The organism is Vibrio sp. 10N.261.55.C5, from assembly GCF_041470505.1.
Taxonomy (GTDB): domain Bacteria; phylum Pseudomonadota; class Gammaproteobacteria; order Enterobacterales; family Vibrionaceae; genus Vibrio; species Vibrio crassostreae_C.
Map to the genome: position 1 here is coordinate 26,389 of NZ_JBFRMS010000011.1, position 15,049 is coordinate 41,437.

Here is a 15,049-nt window from a genome sequence, read left to right on the forward strand (position 1 = left end):
CATCATAGCCAAGGGTGATAATATTAGCAGTAACTAAAGGGTTAGGGTGAATTCAGTGCGATTTTCGTTATTTTTTATTGTGATGTGTTGGAGTGTTTTTGCTTCAGCTCAGGCAAAAGATGTGTTGGTTATTCACTCTTATCATCAAGGCTTTTTCTGGACAGATGATTTCCATAAAGGACTATCTGATGAGCTCGATCGCGATGGGTTATCTTACCGGGTTGTTTATCTCGATACCAAGCGAACTCAAAACGCTGAATACTTAGAGCGAATTTATCAGCTATACCGCACTAAGCTGTCGCATGAAGAGTTTGCCGCTGTAGTCGTCAGTGATAATAACGCCCTCAATCTGATGAAACGCTTAGCGCCCGAACTCAATGGCACGCCCGTTATTTTTGGTGGCATCAACAATTTTTCTCCGCAAATGATTGAAGGCTTGCACGCAACCGGTATCACTGAAGATATTGATATGGCGAGCAATATTGAGCTGATCAATCGACTTCAATCGACGGTTAAAAAAGTTTACGTGGTTACCGATCACTCGGTAACGGGTGAAGCTATTCGCGCTCAAGTGGATTTATTTCTACAAAAACGCCCTGAGTTTTCTGGGATGGTGGAGCAATATACGCCTGATTCTTATCAAGAACTGATGACGTTCGCGCAACGCGCTGATCTAACTAAAAGCTTGTTGTTCTGGGCCTACTACCGCGACATCAATGGTCGGGTCAGCAGCAAAGAAGACTGGCGTCAGCTCAACAAAAAAACTCAGATGCCATTGTATATTGTGCATGATTTAGGACTTGGGTTTGGTGCGATTGGTGGCGTGATCCACAGTGGAGAAACGCAAGGTCGAGACACGGGGCGCGTGCTGTTGAGCGTGCTGAACAATCCTAAGGCTCCATTGCCATTGGTGGTTGCTGGCGCGCCAGAAATCAAACTCGATTACCAACAGATCTCACGTTGGGATTTGGGTGCAGAGAATGAAGCCTCAGTAACCTTCCTCAATAAGCCGAAGTCATTCTTAATGCGCTATCGCGATGAAATTCGCACCATCGGTTTAATGTTCTTGAGCATGTCGTGTGTTATCGCGGTGTTGGTGTATTACCTTAACCGTCTGAAGAAGAGCGAACGTGCAAGTCGCCAAAGCCAACGACTGTTGGAGTCGATATTTGATCAGAGCCTGCAATTTATGGGCATCATTGATAAGGGTGGCGTGCTGCTGTCGAGTAACAGCAAGTTACATGAGCTGCTTTATAATCAAGGCTATAAACTGGGAACGCCGCTGCAACAACACCAACATTGGGAAAGTTCTGCGCGAGAAGTGCTAGCCGAATATTTCATCGCAAAAAGTGAGCACCCAGCCTTACGATTTGAAGCCGAGGTGTGGTGTCGAGATCGCGGTGCGATGGTGTTGGATATTTCATTGAAGCCGATGCCGGGCAGTGAAGACGAAGACATTCAGTTTCTCTTTGAGGCGCGCGACGTGACCTCACGTAAGCTTGCTGAGAATAAGCTGTTCCAACGTGAAGCAAACTTGAAGCTGTATTACGACAAACAGCCGGTGATGATGATTACGCTCGATGGCAATAATCGCATTCAACAAGTGAACCAGTTTGCCGAAGAGCTTTTGGGATACCCTCTCGATCAGTTGTTGGGCCATCGCCCTAGAGAATTCTATGTTGATGAGAACGCGATGATTCCTCGTCATATCTTGCTGCAACCTCAGCATAAGATTCGTGGTGTGTGGCGTCGTGATATCGAATATCGCCATGCCGACGGCAGCAAGAGCTGGATTCGTGAAAATATCCGCCCGTTGGTGGAGTCTGATCAGCTGTTGATTGTGGGTGAAGACATCACCGAAACGCACGAGCTTTCTGAAAAGCTAGAGTATCAGGCTCGCTATGACCTACTGACTGACACCTTTAACCGCAACCACTTTGAGCAAGAGCTGCAAAAGGCGCTGAAAGAGGTTGAGAGCCACATGCGAACTCACGCAATGTTGTTCCTAGATTTGGATCAGCTGAAAGTGCTGAACGATACCGCAGGACATGAAGCGGGTGATGCTGCGATCTTGTTTAGCGCCAAACTGCTAGAAGACGTACTGCCTTACAATGCGGTGTTAGCGCGAATGGGTGGTGATGAGTTTGCTGTGCTGATGAAAGACTGTACTGAACGAGATGCGGTGAATGTGTGTCGCAGTATTATCTCGATGATGAGTGAGAATCCATTCTTGTGGGATGATATTCGACTCAACCTGACGTGCTCTATCGGTATTCGATTGATCGACCATACAGCAGCTTCACCACAGATGGTGCACGCTCAGGCGGATGCAGCTTGTCATGCCGCTAAAGAAGAAGGTCGCAATCGCTATCATCTTTACCATCAAGATGATGAAGACCTGCGTCGTCGCCATCTTGAGATGGAGTGCGTTAACCTAGTGCATGAGGCCTTGGCTAACGATCGCTTAGAGTTGTTTGCGCAGCGAATTCTTGGCCTAGATGAAGACAGCGATAAAATGCACTTTGAAATCTTGGTCCGCATCAAGAACATCCAAGGGGAATACATCTCCCCGGGGATCTTCATGCCAGCCTCAGAGCGTTATAACATCGCGCATTTGATTGACCGCCAAGTCGTCAGTCAAACCTTGGGTTGGTTGGAGCAACGCCCTGAGGTTATTGAGGAACTGGGGATGTGTTCAATCAATCTTTCCGGTCACTCGATGGGTAACCGTGAGTTTGTCGAATTTTTGATAGATAGCCTGAGCGATTCATCGATACCGTGTCATAAGATTTGTTTAGAGATCACCGAAACAGCGGCCATGAGTAACATGAAGCAGGCGATCAAGTTCTTCACTCGAATCAAAGAGCTTGGCTGCATGATTGCATTGGATGATTTTGGCTCAGGGCTATCGTCATTTGGCTATCTGAAAAAGCTGCCTGTCGATATTGTGAAGATCGATGGCTTGTTTGTACGTGATATTGATGTGAATGAGATGGACCATGTGATGGTTCGCTCGATCAATGATCTTGCCAAGCAGATGGGCAAGCACACCGTGGCTGAGTTCGTTGAAAATACCCAGATTATCGACAAGCTTATCGAACTGGGTGTGAACTACGCGCAGGGCTACATCATAGGGCGACCTAAGCCACTCGCAGAGCTTGTTGAAGAGTTAAGACAAGAGCGAGAGACAGAGCCATTGGTTTAGGTAAGCCGACTTTAGCTGGGAATACTTTTCACCGCTAATATGTATTGTTGAGGCAATCAGGTAAACTGGTTGCCTCTTTTGTTTTGAATACTACTGTCTGTTGGAGACGACCTTGCAACTACAACTGATTTGCGAAGATGCTACCCAAATCGATCATTTGAATGACTTAGCGACCCGCTGGAACTTATCTCATGATGAAAGCAGTGATTTTGCTTTGGTACTGACTAGTGAGCGACTTGAGCTACGTAAAGTCGATGAGCCTAAGCTTGGCGCTATCTTTGTTGATTTAGTGGGAGGCGCTGTTGGTCACCGACGTAAGTTTGGCGGTGGTAAAGGTCAGGCGATTGCCAAAGCAGCTGGTTTAAACAAAGGCGCAACGCCAACTATTCTTGATGGTACTGCAGGCTTAGGGCGCGATGCGTTTGTGTTGGCTTCTCTAGGTTGTAAGGTGCAAATGGTAGAGCGTCACCCTGTAGTAGCAGCTTTGCTGGATGATGGCTTACAACGTGCCCAGCAAGACCCAGACATCGGCGGTTGGGTAAGCGAGCGTATGAAGTTGATTCACGCTTCAAGCCATGATGCGCTAGATAAGCTTAGTAATGATCCTAACTTCGAGCAGCCAGATGTGGTGTATCTTGATCCAATGTACCCGCACCCTGAGAACAAAAAGAAATCGGCTCTGGTCAAAAAAGAGATGCGTGTATTCCAATCTTTGGTGGGTGCCGATCTGGATGCTGATGGCCTATTTGAGCCAGCGATGAAGTTGGCATCGAAGCGAGTTGTGGTTAAAAGACCGGATTACGCAGCTTGGTTAGACGAGCAAAAACCGAGCATGGCGATCGAAACCAAAAAGAACCGTTTTGACGTCTATGTGAAAGCATCAATGACTTAATTGAAGCATCAATAACTTAGATACACGCTAAGAAAATTTCCCGTCATAAATACGATAAATTGCCATTTAACACTTGCGATAGTCGCGTTACAGATGTATATCTAACTAAGAATCATTATTATTCTTAGCTGGAGTTGAAGCATGGCTAAACGCTTTTGTAAGTTAAACCGTCGAGATATCACCGAACACTTGGGCGAGATCCACAGCTTGGTGACTGAACCTAAGTTCGTGTGTCGTTCTTGCGCGCGTTCTTCGGCGGATCAAGCGAATCTATGCAAACCCACCGCAATTCCACCTCTTGGTTGTCAAAACAAACCCGTTGAAGAGAAAGTCGCATGCGGCCTGCTAGCGGAAACATTACCTGCACCAGAACTGTCGCTTGCGGAAATCAACGAGGCAATTGAACCGAGCGTACAAATGTTCGATCCAGCCGCCGCTGATATGGCCCCTGAGCTTGCCAAAAAAGAAGCCGCACAGAAAAAAGCCAAGCTGAAAAAACTGATGGCGAAGGCGAGCGGTGATGAGAAAGCTGAACTCAAACAAGCGAAGAAAGCGGCTAAGAAACAAGAGAAGTACAATAAGAAACTGGCGAAGATGATTAAGAAGCAGCAAAAGCTGTTTAAGAAAAGTCAGAAGCTGGAAAGTGAATTGGAACGAATCAACCTACAACTTGATGATGTTGCCTTCACTGAAACCAAGACTCAGGTAGTGAGCCACAATCAAATCCACTGAAGTTGATTTGAATGGTTTATTGCTACAGCGATGATTTAAAAAGAGCGACCTTAGGTCGCTCTTTTGCTTTTTGGGGTTATCCGAGCTGACTCATGTAGCTCGTTCAAATCAGCTAAGCGTTGCTTGCGGATCTTGCTACGCGCTTCTTCACCCACGTCTCATTGACGAATAAAGAGAATAAGATAACGGCGCCACCAATAGACAAGCGAACCAAATCGACATCTCTGTTCCAAATCAGGATATTCACCACCAGACCAGCAGGAACCAAGGCATTGTTCATCACTGCCAGCGCGCCAGCATTCACCATGCACGCGCCTTTATTCCACATAAAGTAACCCAGCCCCGACGCAATCAAGCCAAGGTAGATCAGGATTCCCCATTGAAGTGTGGTGGTGGGCAGTTTCTCTGGGTTGCCTAGTAGCATGAAAGCCACTGACGCGACACATAGCGCCCCTAAGTAGAAGTAACCAAATACGGTTCGCTGAGGCAACTCGGTCGATTCCTTCTCCATCACCACCTTGTAGCCCACCTGACCAATAGCAAAGCACAGGTTCGCGCCTTGCACGACGAGGAAGCCGACTAAAAAGTTTTCGTTAATACCTGCGAACTTAATGAATACCGCGCCCAATACCGCAATTGCCGCTGTCACTAGGTACCACGGAGAGAATTGCCCTTTGAGAAAGTCATAAATAAGCGTGACGTAAATTGGGGTAAAGACAGTAAACAAAAGGACTTCAGGAACGGATAGCAGTAAGAAAGACTGATAGTAGAAGCAGTACATCAGGCCAAGCTGGATACCACCAATTGCCATCAATTTAGCGATCAGCTTACGCGATACGCCGCGAAACTTTAGGAAAGGAAGAAATACGACGCCAGCAAGGGCAACACGCATTAAAACAGAGAACCAAGAATCAACCTGACCCGCAAGGTAAACGCCGATCAGGCTAAAGGAGAAGGCCCATAGGAGGGTAACACCAGCTAAATAGCTCATAGTAAAACTTCGTTAATAAGATATGAGCTGTATGTTACCTAACCTTAAATCATTAGTCTTCTGAATCTCTTAGAGGCACGACCAGCATATCAACCGGAGAGGCGTTGATCAGTTGGCGTGTTGAAGAGAGCAGCTTGCTCCAAAAGTCTTGATGGTGACCGCAAACCACGAGATCAACATTGAACTCGTTGATGGTGTCACACAGCTCATGACTCAAATCACCACTGCCTACTAGGGTATGGGTGATCGGGTATTGGGCGTGCTCCGCAAAATTTTGCAGCTGAATACGAGACGCTTCCATCGCGTTGTGCTGGGTTTCGGCCATGTTGATATCAATCAGGCCGGTATACAGCTCTGCGTAGTTAATATCGATATGGATAAAAGAGACTTTGGCTTCCAATGGCTTAGCCAATGCTACCGCTTTATCCACAATTAATTTGCTGTCTTCTGATAAATCGACCGCGACCAAAATATGTTTGTAACTCATATCGCTACCTCTTTTATTCATTGTCTGATTTAAGATTAGCACTATGCGATGGTTTTTTTTGCTGAAGTGATCTCATATCCACTGTCTTGCGTAATGACAGCTCGAAATATTGGTTAACTAATGGCCTGCGAGATATTCATTAAATAGTGATATAGTAGAGAAAATTGAGGATGTAATTAGGAGTCTTAAATGCTGTCAAAAACTATGGTTGAGCAACTGAATGATCAAATTAACCTAGAATTTTTCTCATCCAATCTATACTTACAAATGAGTGCTTGGTGTGAAGACAAAGGATTTGAAGGTGCAGCAGAGTTTCTGCGTGTTCATGCAGTAGAAGAAATGGAACATATGCAGCGTCTTTTCACTTACGTAAGTGAAACAGGTGCTATGCCAATTCTAGGTGCGATTGAAGCGCCAAAACATGAATTTGATAGCCTTGGTGCTGTGTTCCGTGAAACTTATGAACATGAGCAAATGATTACTCAAAAGATCAACAAACTGGCTCACGTTGCTTTCAGCACACAAGATTACTCAACCTTTAACTTCCTGCAATGGTACGTTGCAGAGCAACACGAAGAAGAGAAGTTGTTTAAAGGTGTATTGGATAAGCTAGAGCTTGTTGGTGAAGACGGTAAAGCACTGTTCTTTATTGATAAAGACCTAGCGCAATTGGCAAAAGATGGTTCATCTTCAATTATGGAAGCTCCTGCCGTTTAGGTAGTACGGGAAAGACACTGATTATCTTTTTCTTTTGAGTTTTCTTATGAAGATGTAGGGAGGAAAGGATGATCAGCGGCGACACTATTCTATTTGCACTAATGGTTGTGACTTGCGTGAACTGGGCGCGATATTTTACTGCGCTAAGAACACTCATTTATATAATGCGAGAAGCACATCCTCTACTTTATCAACAAGTAGACGGAGGTGGATTCTTCACAACTCATGGCAATATGACCAAGCAGGTTCGCTTGTTTAGTTACATCAAAAGCAAAGAGTACCACCATCATCACGACGAAGTGTTTATGTCGAAGTGTGATCGCGTAAGACAGTTGTTTATACTTTCTTCCGCTCTGCTGGGTGTAACGTTGCTGTCTTCTTTCATCGTCTAAGTTATTTAGTACGTGTGAAGTAGAGTTTAGGTTTTGGTGTAAAGCTTCGGTTGTTGGTTCGCTAAGCCAAGTAGTGGTTTTGCTGCTTTCTGCAAATTGTACAATTGAACATCAATTGCAAAGTTTAAAATTGCCGCTAGAATAGCGAGCAATTAGTAAGGATGTGCTGTTTATGCACATCCTTTTTTATTGATGGCATTTCGAGAACAGGGCGTACTCGAGGTGCAAAAGTGAAGAAAGCAGAACCCCAATGAGTGAAAAGTTTGATGTAATCGTAATTGGTGCGGGCGCCGCGGGCTTAATGTGTGCTGCGGAAGCGGGTAAACGCGGCCGACGAGTGCTGGTGGTTGATCATGCAAAGAAACCAGGCAGAAAAATTTTAATCTCAGGTGGCGGTCGTTGTAACTTCACTAACTATGATGTTTCAGCCAACAACTTCCTGTGTAACAACCCTCACTTCGTGAAGTCAGCTTTATCTCAATACACCAACTGGGATTTTATCTCGATGGTGAGCAAGTACGGTATTGAGTTCGAAGAGCGTGATCACGGCCAGTTGTTCTGTGTGAATGACCACACAGCAAAAGACATCGTGAGCATGTTGCTTGAAGAGTGTAAGCAAGCGAAAGTTGAACAGCGCTACCGTTGTGATGTTCACTCCATCGAAAAAACAGACGCTGGCTTTAAGATGCACCTTAATACCGACGAAGTTGAGTGTGACTCACTTGTCGTGGCGACGGGCGGTTTATCGATGCCGAAACTAGGCGCGACGCCATTTGGCTATAAGATTGCCGAGCAGTTTGGTTTGTCTGTGATGCCGACTACTGCGGGTTTGGTGCCATTTACTCTGCATAAAGAAGACAAAGAAGCCTTTGCTGAGCTTTCAGGAATCGCGATTCCTGCCGAGATCACCGCGCAAGACGGCACCTTATTCAAAGAAGCGTTGCTGTTTACTCACCGCGGCCTATCGGGTCCTTCAGTACTGCAAATTTCTTCTTTCTGGAAAGCGGGTCAATCGGTTTCGATTAATCTAGTACCAGAAGTGGATGTGGCTGAGTTGCTGGCTAACTCTCGCGAGAAGCACCCAAATCAGAGCCTGAAAAACACCTTAGCGAAAGCATTACCAAAGCGTTTTGTGGAAGTGTTGATTGATCGTAAAGAGTTGGAAGACAAGCCGCTTAAGCAGTTCAACGAAAAGCAGCTGAATGACATTGTAGAGCATCTAGAGAACTGGAAAATTGCACCAAACGGCACGGAAGGTTACCGTACTGCCGAAGTAACTCTAGGTGGCGTGGACACCAATCACCTATCTTCAAAAACCATGGAATGTAAGAGCGTGTCTGGCCTCTATTTCGTTGGTGAAGTGATGGATGTAACGGGCTGGCTTGGTGGTTATAACTTCCAATGGTGTTGGAGTTCTGGCTTTGCAGCGGGTCAGTGGGTTTAAGCTTTTAGCTTACTCACTAGATTTTAAATTATATAAAAATGGCGAGTCATACGACTCGCCATTTTTGTATCTAACATTGTGCTCTAGCTCTAGATTCGACTTTATCGATAGCTTTTCGTGCTCAATTGAATCTTTTAGCTCTTATTTACGCCGGTTTGTTTTTTGAAAACTTGATCTGTTGAATCACTAAGCCAGCAATGATCAGTACCAAGCCAAACAGGGTCGCTGGGTGAATATCTTCGCCGATAATAGTGGAAAGTAGCATCAACGAGATAAACGGTGACGCAAAAATCAGATTGCTGATACGCGCTGTGTTGTTGGTCAGCTTCAGTGCTGATAGCCATAAGACAAAGGTAATGCCCATCTCAAACAGGCCTACGTAAGTCACAGCCATCCAACCTTTTGCTGTGATTTGGCTAAAGCTCTCGCCTTCGTAAATGGTTAAACCGATCGCGAAGGGCAATGCCACTAAGAAACCAAGCAATACGCCAATCACAGGGTCAGCCTTGTTTTTGGTGTTTAGAATCCAGTATCCCGCCCAAAGCAAGGTTGAAAGTAGCGCCAGAGCCACACCAAGTGGACTATCGAACTGCATTCCTAGCACATCGCCTTTGGTGGCAATGACCACCACACCCGCATAACTGAAGGTACACGCAATCCAATCTTGCTTACGAATCTTTTGCCCCAGAAAAACCGCCGCCATCAAGGTTAGCGTAATTGCCCAACTGTAGTTGATGGCCTGCGCTTGAGATGCTGGCAATAGGTCGTATGCTTTGAATAGAATCAGGTAGTAGGCCAGTGGATTGACCAAGCCGAGCAGTAGGTAATACCAAGGGTTTGAAAGGAACGTTGTACTCAGCTGAGAGAGCTTACCTTGAAAGGCGCAGACTGCGATCAGCGCAATCGACGACACAATACTGGCAATGGTCAGCATTTGAATCGGTGAAAACTCAGCAAGGGTCAGCTTAAAAGCAGTAGCGACCGTTGACCACAGCAGTACTGCGGAAAGGCCAAAGCCCAAGGCACGACGTTCGTTCATGGCAACTCATTCTAATTTGATGGGACAGAATACGGAGCGCCTAGTCTATCTGTCGAATTTTAATACGGCAAACTGGACATTTATCCAGTATCAAAATACCATTTAATGAGTTATTTCAAATTAGGCTAAATCATTATCATGCAATGGATTATCGAACATCAGGCAACGCTTATTGCTGCAATTTCTGGCGCGCTCGTCAGCGGCGGTGTCGTTAAACAGAAGCTCTCTTTTCAGCAGCGATTGCTCGAGCAGCAGCTAGAGTCCGATCGTTTGTTGCATGAATCTCAGCAAGCTCAGCTCAAAGCATCACTCGCAGAGGCGCAACAAGAGCTCGATGAGTTAGATGATGACCGAGACAAAGCGGCATTCGAGCTCAAGCAGGCGCACGGTAAGGTGATGGCTGCAATGGAAAAACTGCGCTACTTTGAGGCGGTAAAGCAAGAGCGCCAGCAGTACGCTGATGAGATCAATGTGCTTAAAGATCATAAGTCTGAATTAGAAGCCGAGCTGCGCGAGCAAGAAGCAAGGCATGACCAAGAAAACCTCGCCAATAGCGAAAAGCTGCAGTTGCTAGAGCAAGCTGAATCACGACTTAAGCAGCAGTTTGAATTGTTAGCGAACCAACTGTTTGAAACCAAAACCGCCAAGGTCGATCAGCAGAATAAGCAGAGCCTAGAAGGTTTGTTGTCTCCACTAAGAGAGCAGTTGGAAGGCTTTAAGAAACAAGTGAACGACAGCTTCAGCCAAGAAGCCAAAGAGCGTCATACTTTGGTGCATGAGCTTAAAAACCTGCAGCGTCTTAATGAGAGTATGACGCGTGAAGCGGTGAACCTGACTCAAGCGCTAAAGGGTGACAACAAACAACAAGGTAACTGGGGCGAGGTGGTGCTGGCTCGCGTGCTTGCTGAATCAGGACTGCGCGAAGGCCACGAATACCAAACGCAAGTGAACCTGCAAAACGATGCGGGCAAGCGTTATCAACCGGATGTGATTGTGCATCTGCCACAAGACAAGCAAGTGGTGGTCGATTCAAAAATGGCGCTGGTGGCATTTGAACGCTATTTCAATGCCGAAACCGATCAGCAACGCGATGCTGCATTGCGCGATCACTTGGTGTCACTGCGAGCGCACATCAAAGGCTTGAGCCAGAAAGATTATCATCAGCTCAAAGGCATACAGAGTCTGGATTACGTGTTGATGTTTATCCCGGTTGAACCAGCATTCCAAGTGGCGATTCAGGCGGATCCTAGCTTGGTGAAAGACGCGATGGAGCAAAATATCATCTTGGTCAGCCCAACCACTTTGCTGGTGGCACTGCGTACCATTGATAACCTGTGGCGTAACGACAGACAGAACCAGAACGCACAGGTTATCGCAGAACGTGCGAGCAAGCTTTACGACAAGCTGCGCCTGTTTGTTGATGATATGGAAGGCCTTGGCAGCTCACTTGATAGAGCAAACCAAAGTTATCAAGGGGCGATGAATAAGCTAGTCACAGGGCGAGGCAACGTGATTCGTCAGGCCGAAAGCTTCAAGCAATTGGGTGTTGAAGTGAAGAAACCGATCTCGATTGGTTTGGCCGAAATGGCGCAAAATGAGGCTTTTTCAGAAAATGCCTCCTTAGTAGAAAGACAACCCGCTGAGGATAAAGTAAACTAATCGGCCGCAGCGCCTCTAAACACGGAGCGTGCTGTCGATGAGAACTTACCATGGTAGATAACAGCATTATGGACACAAGCGTGCAGACAAATTCAGCAGTAGAGTCAGAAACCACACACTTTGGTTTCGAAACAGTCGCGAAAGACGAAAAAGTCGCGAAAGTAGCAGAGGTATTTCACTCTGTAGCCGCTAAATACGACATCATGAATGACTTAATGTCGGGTGGTGTTCACCGCTTGTGGAAGCGATTCACGATTGATTGCAGTGGCGTTCGCCCTGGTCAGCGTATCCTAGATCTTGGTGGTGGTACTGGCGACCTTACTGCGAAATTCTCGCGTATCGTTGGTGAAAAAGGCCACGTGGTTCTTGCTGATATCAACAACTCAATGCTGAATGTTGGCCGTGATAAGCTGCGTGATAGCGGCATTGTTGGCAACGTACACTACGTACAAGCGAACGCTGAAGAGTTGCCATTCCCAGATAACTACTTCGATTGCATTACGATCAGCTTCTGTCTGCGTAACGTAACCGATAAAGACCAAGCGCTGCGTTCTATGTACCGCGTACTTAAGCCGGGTGGCCGTCTGTTGGTTCTTGAGTTTTCTAAGCCAGTGCTTGAGCCACTATCAAAGGTTTACGACGCATACTCTTTCCACCTGTTGCCAAAAATGGGTGAGTTGATTGCTAACGATGCAGACAGCTACCGTTACCTTGCAGAATCTATTCGTATGCACCCAAATCAAGAGACTTTGGAAGGCATGATGCAAGAAGCGGGCTTTGAAAATACAAAATACTTCAACCTAACGGGCGGCATTGTTGCGCTGCACCGCGGTTACAAGTTCTAGTCGAGCTTGGTAGCAGGCTCGCTGAGCGTGCTAAACAATAAGAATAAAGATAGAACGGATAGGTTAAGGCTTATCCGTTTTCAAAGGTAAGGACAGTCATGCCATTTGATCCATTGGTAACCGCGGTTATTGAAACCTCTTTAAATACTTTCGTGAACGATGATCCAGCACTGGTTCGTCGTTTGTCTCGTTTAAAGGGGCAGATCATTCAAGTCAATTTGAAAGAGTTGAATAAAACACTCACTTTCGTTTTCAGCCAACAGATTGATGTGTTGTCAGAATACGAAGGGCAGCCTGACTGCTACCTATCTTTGAACCTATCGGTGTTACCTGAACTGCGTGAGCAATCGAACATCACCAAGCTGATCAAGCAAGATAAGCTGATCTTAGAAGGTGATATTCAACTGGCTCAGAAATTCGCTCAACTGATGACAGACTGCAAGCCTGATTTGGAAGAGTGGTTATCGCGCGTAACGGGTGATGTGGTTGCGCATACCTTGGTGCAAGGCGTTAAAAACGTCGGTGGCTTTGTAGCAAAACAGGCAACTAAGCATCAAAATCATGTTGCTCAAGTTCTGACTGAAGAGTGGAAGATCGCACCTGCACCGTTAGAAGTCGCGCATTTTTGCGACCAAGTTGATGACGTAAAAAGCTCTGCTGCTCGTCTTGAAGCTAAGTTGAACGCTCTGTTGGAGAAAGCATGACCCCAGCAGAACTGAAACGTCTTTATCATATTATCAAGGTACAGTTGGAATACGGCCTTGATGAGTTGATGCCGGAACACCAACTGACTAAAGCTCCTTTGTTGGCGCGAAAGTCACTGTTTTGGCTTAAGAACAAGCATCAAGATAAAGAGTTGGGTCATCGCTTGCGCCTTGCGCTGCAAGAACTTGGTCCAGTGTGGATCAAGTTTGGACAGATGATGTCGACACGTCGTGATCTGTTCCCTCCTCATATCGCCGATCAGTTGGCGTTGTTGCAAGACCAAGTTGCGCCGTTTGATGGTCAACTGGCGAAGCAAGATATGGAAAAGGCGTTGGGTGGCAGTTTAGACAACTGGTTTACCGACTTTGATATCGAGCCACTGGCTTCTGCTTCTATCGCTCAGGTGCATACCGCAAAGCTTAAAGAGAGCGGTCGTGAGATTGTTCTGAAGGTCATTCGACCTGATATTCGCCCGGTGATTGACGCAGATCTAAAACTGATGCACCGAATGGCGCGTATAGTCGCTAAGTCGCTTCCTGAAGCACGTCGTTTGAAACCGGTTGAAGTGGTTCATGAGTACGAGAAAACGTTACTTGATGAACTCGACCTGCGCCGTGAGGCGGCCAATGCCATTCAACTGCGACGTAATTTTGAAGGCAGTGAAGAGCTGTATGTTCCAGAGGTTATCCCTGATCTAAGCAGCGAAACCCTGATGGTGTCAGAGCGAATCTATGGTATTCAAGTCTCCGATATTGAGACGCTAGAAGCCAACGGCACCAACATGAAATTGCTCGCGGAACGCGGTGTGACGGTATTCTTCACCCAAGTATTCCGAGATAGCTTTTTCCATGCAGACATGCACCCGGGCAACGTATTTGTTAACCCAGAGAATCCAGATAACCCTCAGTGGATTGGTTTGGATTGTGGCATTGTTGGTACGCTCAATAGCGAAGATAAGCGCTATTTAGCAGAGAACTTGTTGGCTTTCTTCAATCGAGATTACCGTAAAGTTGCTGAGCTACACGTTGATTCGGGGTGGGTGCCACACGACACTAACGTCAATGATTTTGAGTTCGCGATCCGTATGGTGTGTGAGCCAATCTTTGCAAAACCACTTGGCGAGATCTCATTTGGCCATGTGTTGCTAAACTTATTTAATACAGCAAGACGTTTCAACATGGAGGTTCAACCTCAGTTGGTGCTTCTGCAAAAGACCTTGTTGTATGTCGAAGGCCTAGGCCGTCAGCTGTATCCGCAACTTGATTTGTGGGCAACGGCGAAGCCTTTCCTTGAAACCTGGATGATGAATCAGGTGGGGCCGCAAGCTGTGATCAACGCAGTAAAAGAGCGTGCGCCATTCTGGGCAGAAAAACTGCCAGAGCTGCCAGAGCTACTTTATGACAGCTTGCGCCAAGGTAAAGCGATGAACCACAGAATGGATCAGCTTTATCAAGGTTACCGAGATAGTAAGCGTCAGCAAGCAACTGGAAAGTTTTTGTTTGGCGTTGGAGCCACTTTAGTCGTATGCTCCGCAATATTAGTTTCAAGCCCTTATGAGCAGCTATCTATGGGCTGTGGCATCGCAGGTGTCACATTTTGGTTGCTTAGTTGGCGAGCTTACCGTCGTTAGACAGTAGACTCTCTTAATATTTTTATGTGTAGACAGACCCGAGGACAATGACAATGGGTGGTATCAGTATTTGGCAACTTCTAATCATTGCTGTAATTGTAATTTTGCTATTCGGAACAAAGAAACTGCGCGGTATGGGTGGTGACTTAGGTTCAGCGGTTAAAGGCTTCAAAAAAGCGATGAGCGATGAAGACAAGCCTGCAGATAAGAAAGATGCAGACTTCGAACCAAAGAATATTGAACAGCAGAAGACAGAAGCTCACGCTGAAACAACTGCTGAAACAAAGAAAGACAAAGAGCAGGCGTAAATC

At 46.3% G+C, this 15,049-nt stretch carries 14 protein-coding genes; 11 read left to right on the plus strand and 3 right to left on the minus strand.

Annotated elements, in window-relative coordinates; all coding sequences use genetic code 11:
* Window positions 1-82: 82 nt before the first annotated feature.
* From AB4263_RS03705 to AB4263_RS03715, 3 genes are all read left to right on the plus strand, one after another.
* Entirely contained in the window at window positions 83-3,205 is a 3,123-nt protein-coding gene (locus AB4263_RS03705; RefSeq protein WP_372051201.1) for an EAL domain-containing protein, read from the plus strand.
* Between the two features lie 112 nt (window positions 3,206-3,317).
* Window positions 3,318-4,097, plus strand: coding sequence for a class I SAM-dependent methyltransferase (locus tag AB4263_RS03710; protein WP_372074893.1), 780 nt, complete (start codon window positions 3,318-3,320; stop codon window positions 4,095-4,097).
* Window positions 4,098-4,238: 141 nt separating this feature from the next.
* The gene (locus AB4263_RS03715) at window positions 4,239-4,829 is read left to right on the plus strand and encodes a hypothetical protein (RefSeq protein WP_017060147.1); all 591 of its coding nucleotides are present in this window, start codon (window positions 4,239-4,241) and stop codon (window positions 4,827-4,829) included.
* 112 nt (window positions 4,830-4,941) lie between these two features.
* On the opposite strand, the gene AB4263_RS03720 is transcribed toward AB4263_RS03715, so the two are convergent.
* Window positions 4,942-5,820 carry a carboxylate/amino acid/amine transporter gene (locus AB4263_RS03720; RefSeq protein ID WP_017060148.1) on the minus strand — a complete coding sequence of 293 codons (879 nt, stop codon included), beginning with the start codon at window positions 5,818-5,820 and terminating at the stop codon, window positions 4,942-4,944.
* A 52-nt stretch (window positions 5,821-5,872) separates the two neighbouring features.
* Entirely contained in the window at window positions 5,873-6,307 is a 435-nt protein-coding gene (uspA, locus tag AB4263_RS03725; RefSeq protein WP_017060149.1) for a universal stress protein UspA, read from the minus strand.
* 189 nt (window positions 6,308-6,496) lie between these two features.
* Between uspA and ftnA the strand changes: the two genes are divergently transcribed.
* The 3 genes from ftnA to AB4263_RS03740 all read left to right on the plus strand — a co-directional run bounded on the left by ftnA (window position 6,497) and on the right by AB4263_RS03740 (window position 8,860).
* On the plus strand, window positions 6,497-7,024 hold the full coding sequence (gene ftnA / locus AB4263_RS03730; protein WP_004735556.1) for a non-heme ferritin: 528 nt from the start codon (window positions 6,497-6,499) through the stop codon (window positions 7,022-7,024).
* 68 nt (window positions 7,025-7,092) lie between these two features.
* A complete protein-coding gene (uspB, locus tag AB4263_RS03735) occupies window positions 7,093-7,416 on the plus strand; it encodes a universal stress protein UspB (RefSeq protein ID WP_004735557.1) in 324 nt (107 codons plus the stop codon).
* 250 nt (window positions 7,417-7,666) lie between these two features.
* Window positions 7,667-8,860 carry an NAD(P)/FAD-dependent oxidoreductase gene (locus tag AB4263_RS03740; RefSeq protein WP_372097546.1) on the plus strand — a complete coding sequence of 398 codons (1,194 nt, stop codon included), beginning with the start codon at window positions 7,667-7,669 and terminating at the stop codon, window positions 8,858-8,860.
* A 145-nt stretch (window positions 8,861-9,005) separates the two neighbouring features.
* On the opposite strand, the gene AB4263_RS03745 is transcribed toward AB4263_RS03740, so the two are convergent.
* Entirely contained in the window at window positions 9,006-9,899 is an 894-nt protein-coding gene (locus tag AB4263_RS03745) for a DMT family transporter (protein WP_372097548.1), read from the minus strand.
* Between the two features lie 138 nt (window positions 9,900-10,037).
* On the opposite strand from AB4263_RS03745, the gene rmuC reads away from it, so the two are divergent.
* The 5 genes from rmuC to tatA all read left to right on the plus strand — a co-directional run bounded on the left by rmuC (window position 10,038) and on the right by tatA (window position 15,046).
* Window positions 10,038-11,558 carry a DNA recombination protein RmuC gene (rmuC, locus tag AB4263_RS03750; protein WP_372097549.1) on the plus strand — a complete coding sequence of 507 codons (1,521 nt, stop codon included), beginning with the start codon at window positions 10,038-10,040 and terminating at the stop codon, window positions 11,556-11,558.
* A gap of 65 nt (window positions 11,559-11,623) precedes the next feature.
* The gene (gene ubiE / locus AB4263_RS03755; protein WP_026012235.1) at window positions 11,624-12,403 is read left to right on the plus strand and encodes a bifunctional demethylmenaquinone methyltransferase/2-methoxy-6-polyprenyl-1,4-benzoquinol methylase UbiE; all 780 of its coding nucleotides are present in this window, start codon (window positions 11,624-11,626) and stop codon (window positions 12,401-12,403) included.
* A gap of 98 nt (window positions 12,404-12,501) precedes the next feature.
* Window positions 12,502-13,107 carry an SCP2 domain-containing protein gene (locus tag AB4263_RS03760; protein WP_017063051.1) on the plus strand — a complete coding sequence of 202 codons (606 nt, stop codon included), beginning with the start codon at window positions 12,502-12,504 and terminating at the stop codon, window positions 13,105-13,107.
* On the plus strand, window positions 13,104-14,738 hold the full coding sequence (ubiB, locus tag AB4263_RS03765; RefSeq protein WP_017065813.1) for a ubiquinone biosynthesis regulatory protein kinase UbiB: 1,635 nt from the start codon (window positions 13,104-13,106) through the stop codon (window positions 14,736-14,738). Before AB4263_RS03760 ends, ubiB begins: the two co-directional genes overlap by 4 nt.
* A gap of 53 nt (window positions 14,739-14,791) precedes the next feature.
* Entirely contained in the window at window positions 14,792-15,046 is a 255-nt protein-coding gene (gene tatA, locus AB4263_RS03770) for a Sec-independent protein translocase subunit TatA (RefSeq protein WP_017060154.1), read from the plus strand.
* The last annotated feature ends 3 nt before the right edge of the window (window positions 15,047-15,049 follow it).

What these genes read in the sequence shown, in the direction of transcription:
- AB4263_RS03705 (WP_372051201.1), top strand. Translation starts at nt 83, where the DNA reads ATGTGTTGGAGTGTTTTTGCTTCAGCTCAGGCAAAAGATGTGTTGGTT.
- AB4263_RS03715 (WP_017060147.1), top strand. Translation starts at nt 4,239, where the DNA reads ATGGCTAAACGCTTTTGTAAGTTAAACCGTCGAGATATCACCGAACAC.
- AB4263_RS03720 (WP_017060148.1), bottom strand. Translation starts at nt 5,820, where the DNA reads ATGAGCTATTTAGCTGGTGTTACCCTCCTATGGGCCTTCTCCTTTAGC.
- uspA (WP_017060149.1), bottom strand. Translation starts at nt 6,307, where the DNA reads ATGAGTTACAAACATATTTTGGTCGCGGTCGATTTATCAGAAGACAGC.
- ftnA (WP_004735556.1), top strand. Translation starts at nt 6,497, where the DNA reads ATGCTGTCAAAAACTATGGTTGAGCAACTGAATGATCAAATTAACCTA.
- uspB (WP_004735557.1), top strand. Translation starts at nt 7,093, where the DNA reads ATGATCAGCGGCGACACTATTCTATTTGCACTAATGGTTGTGACTTGC.
- AB4263_RS03740 (WP_372097546.1), top strand. Translation starts at nt 7,667, where the DNA reads ATGAGTGAAAAGTTTGATGTAATCGTAATTGGTGCGGGCGCCGCGGGC.
- AB4263_RS03745 (WP_372097548.1), bottom strand. Translation starts at nt 9,899, where the DNA reads ATGAACGAACGTCGTGCCTTGGGCTTTGGCCTTTCCGCAGTACTGCTG.
- rmuC (WP_372097549.1), top strand. Translation starts at nt 10,038, where the DNA reads ATGCAATGGATTATCGAACATCAGGCAACGCTTATTGCTGCAATTTCT.
- AB4263_RS03760 (WP_017063051.1), top strand. Translation starts at nt 12,502, where the DNA reads ATGCCATTTGATCCATTGGTAACCGCGGTTATTGAAACCTCTTTAAAT.
- ubiB (WP_017065813.1), top strand. Translation starts at nt 13,104, where the DNA reads ATGACCCCAGCAGAACTGAAACGTCTTTATCATATTATCAAGGTACAG.
- tatA (WP_017060154.1), top strand. Translation starts at nt 14,792, where the DNA reads ATGGGTGGTATCAGTATTTGGCAACTTCTAATCATTGCTGTAATTGTA.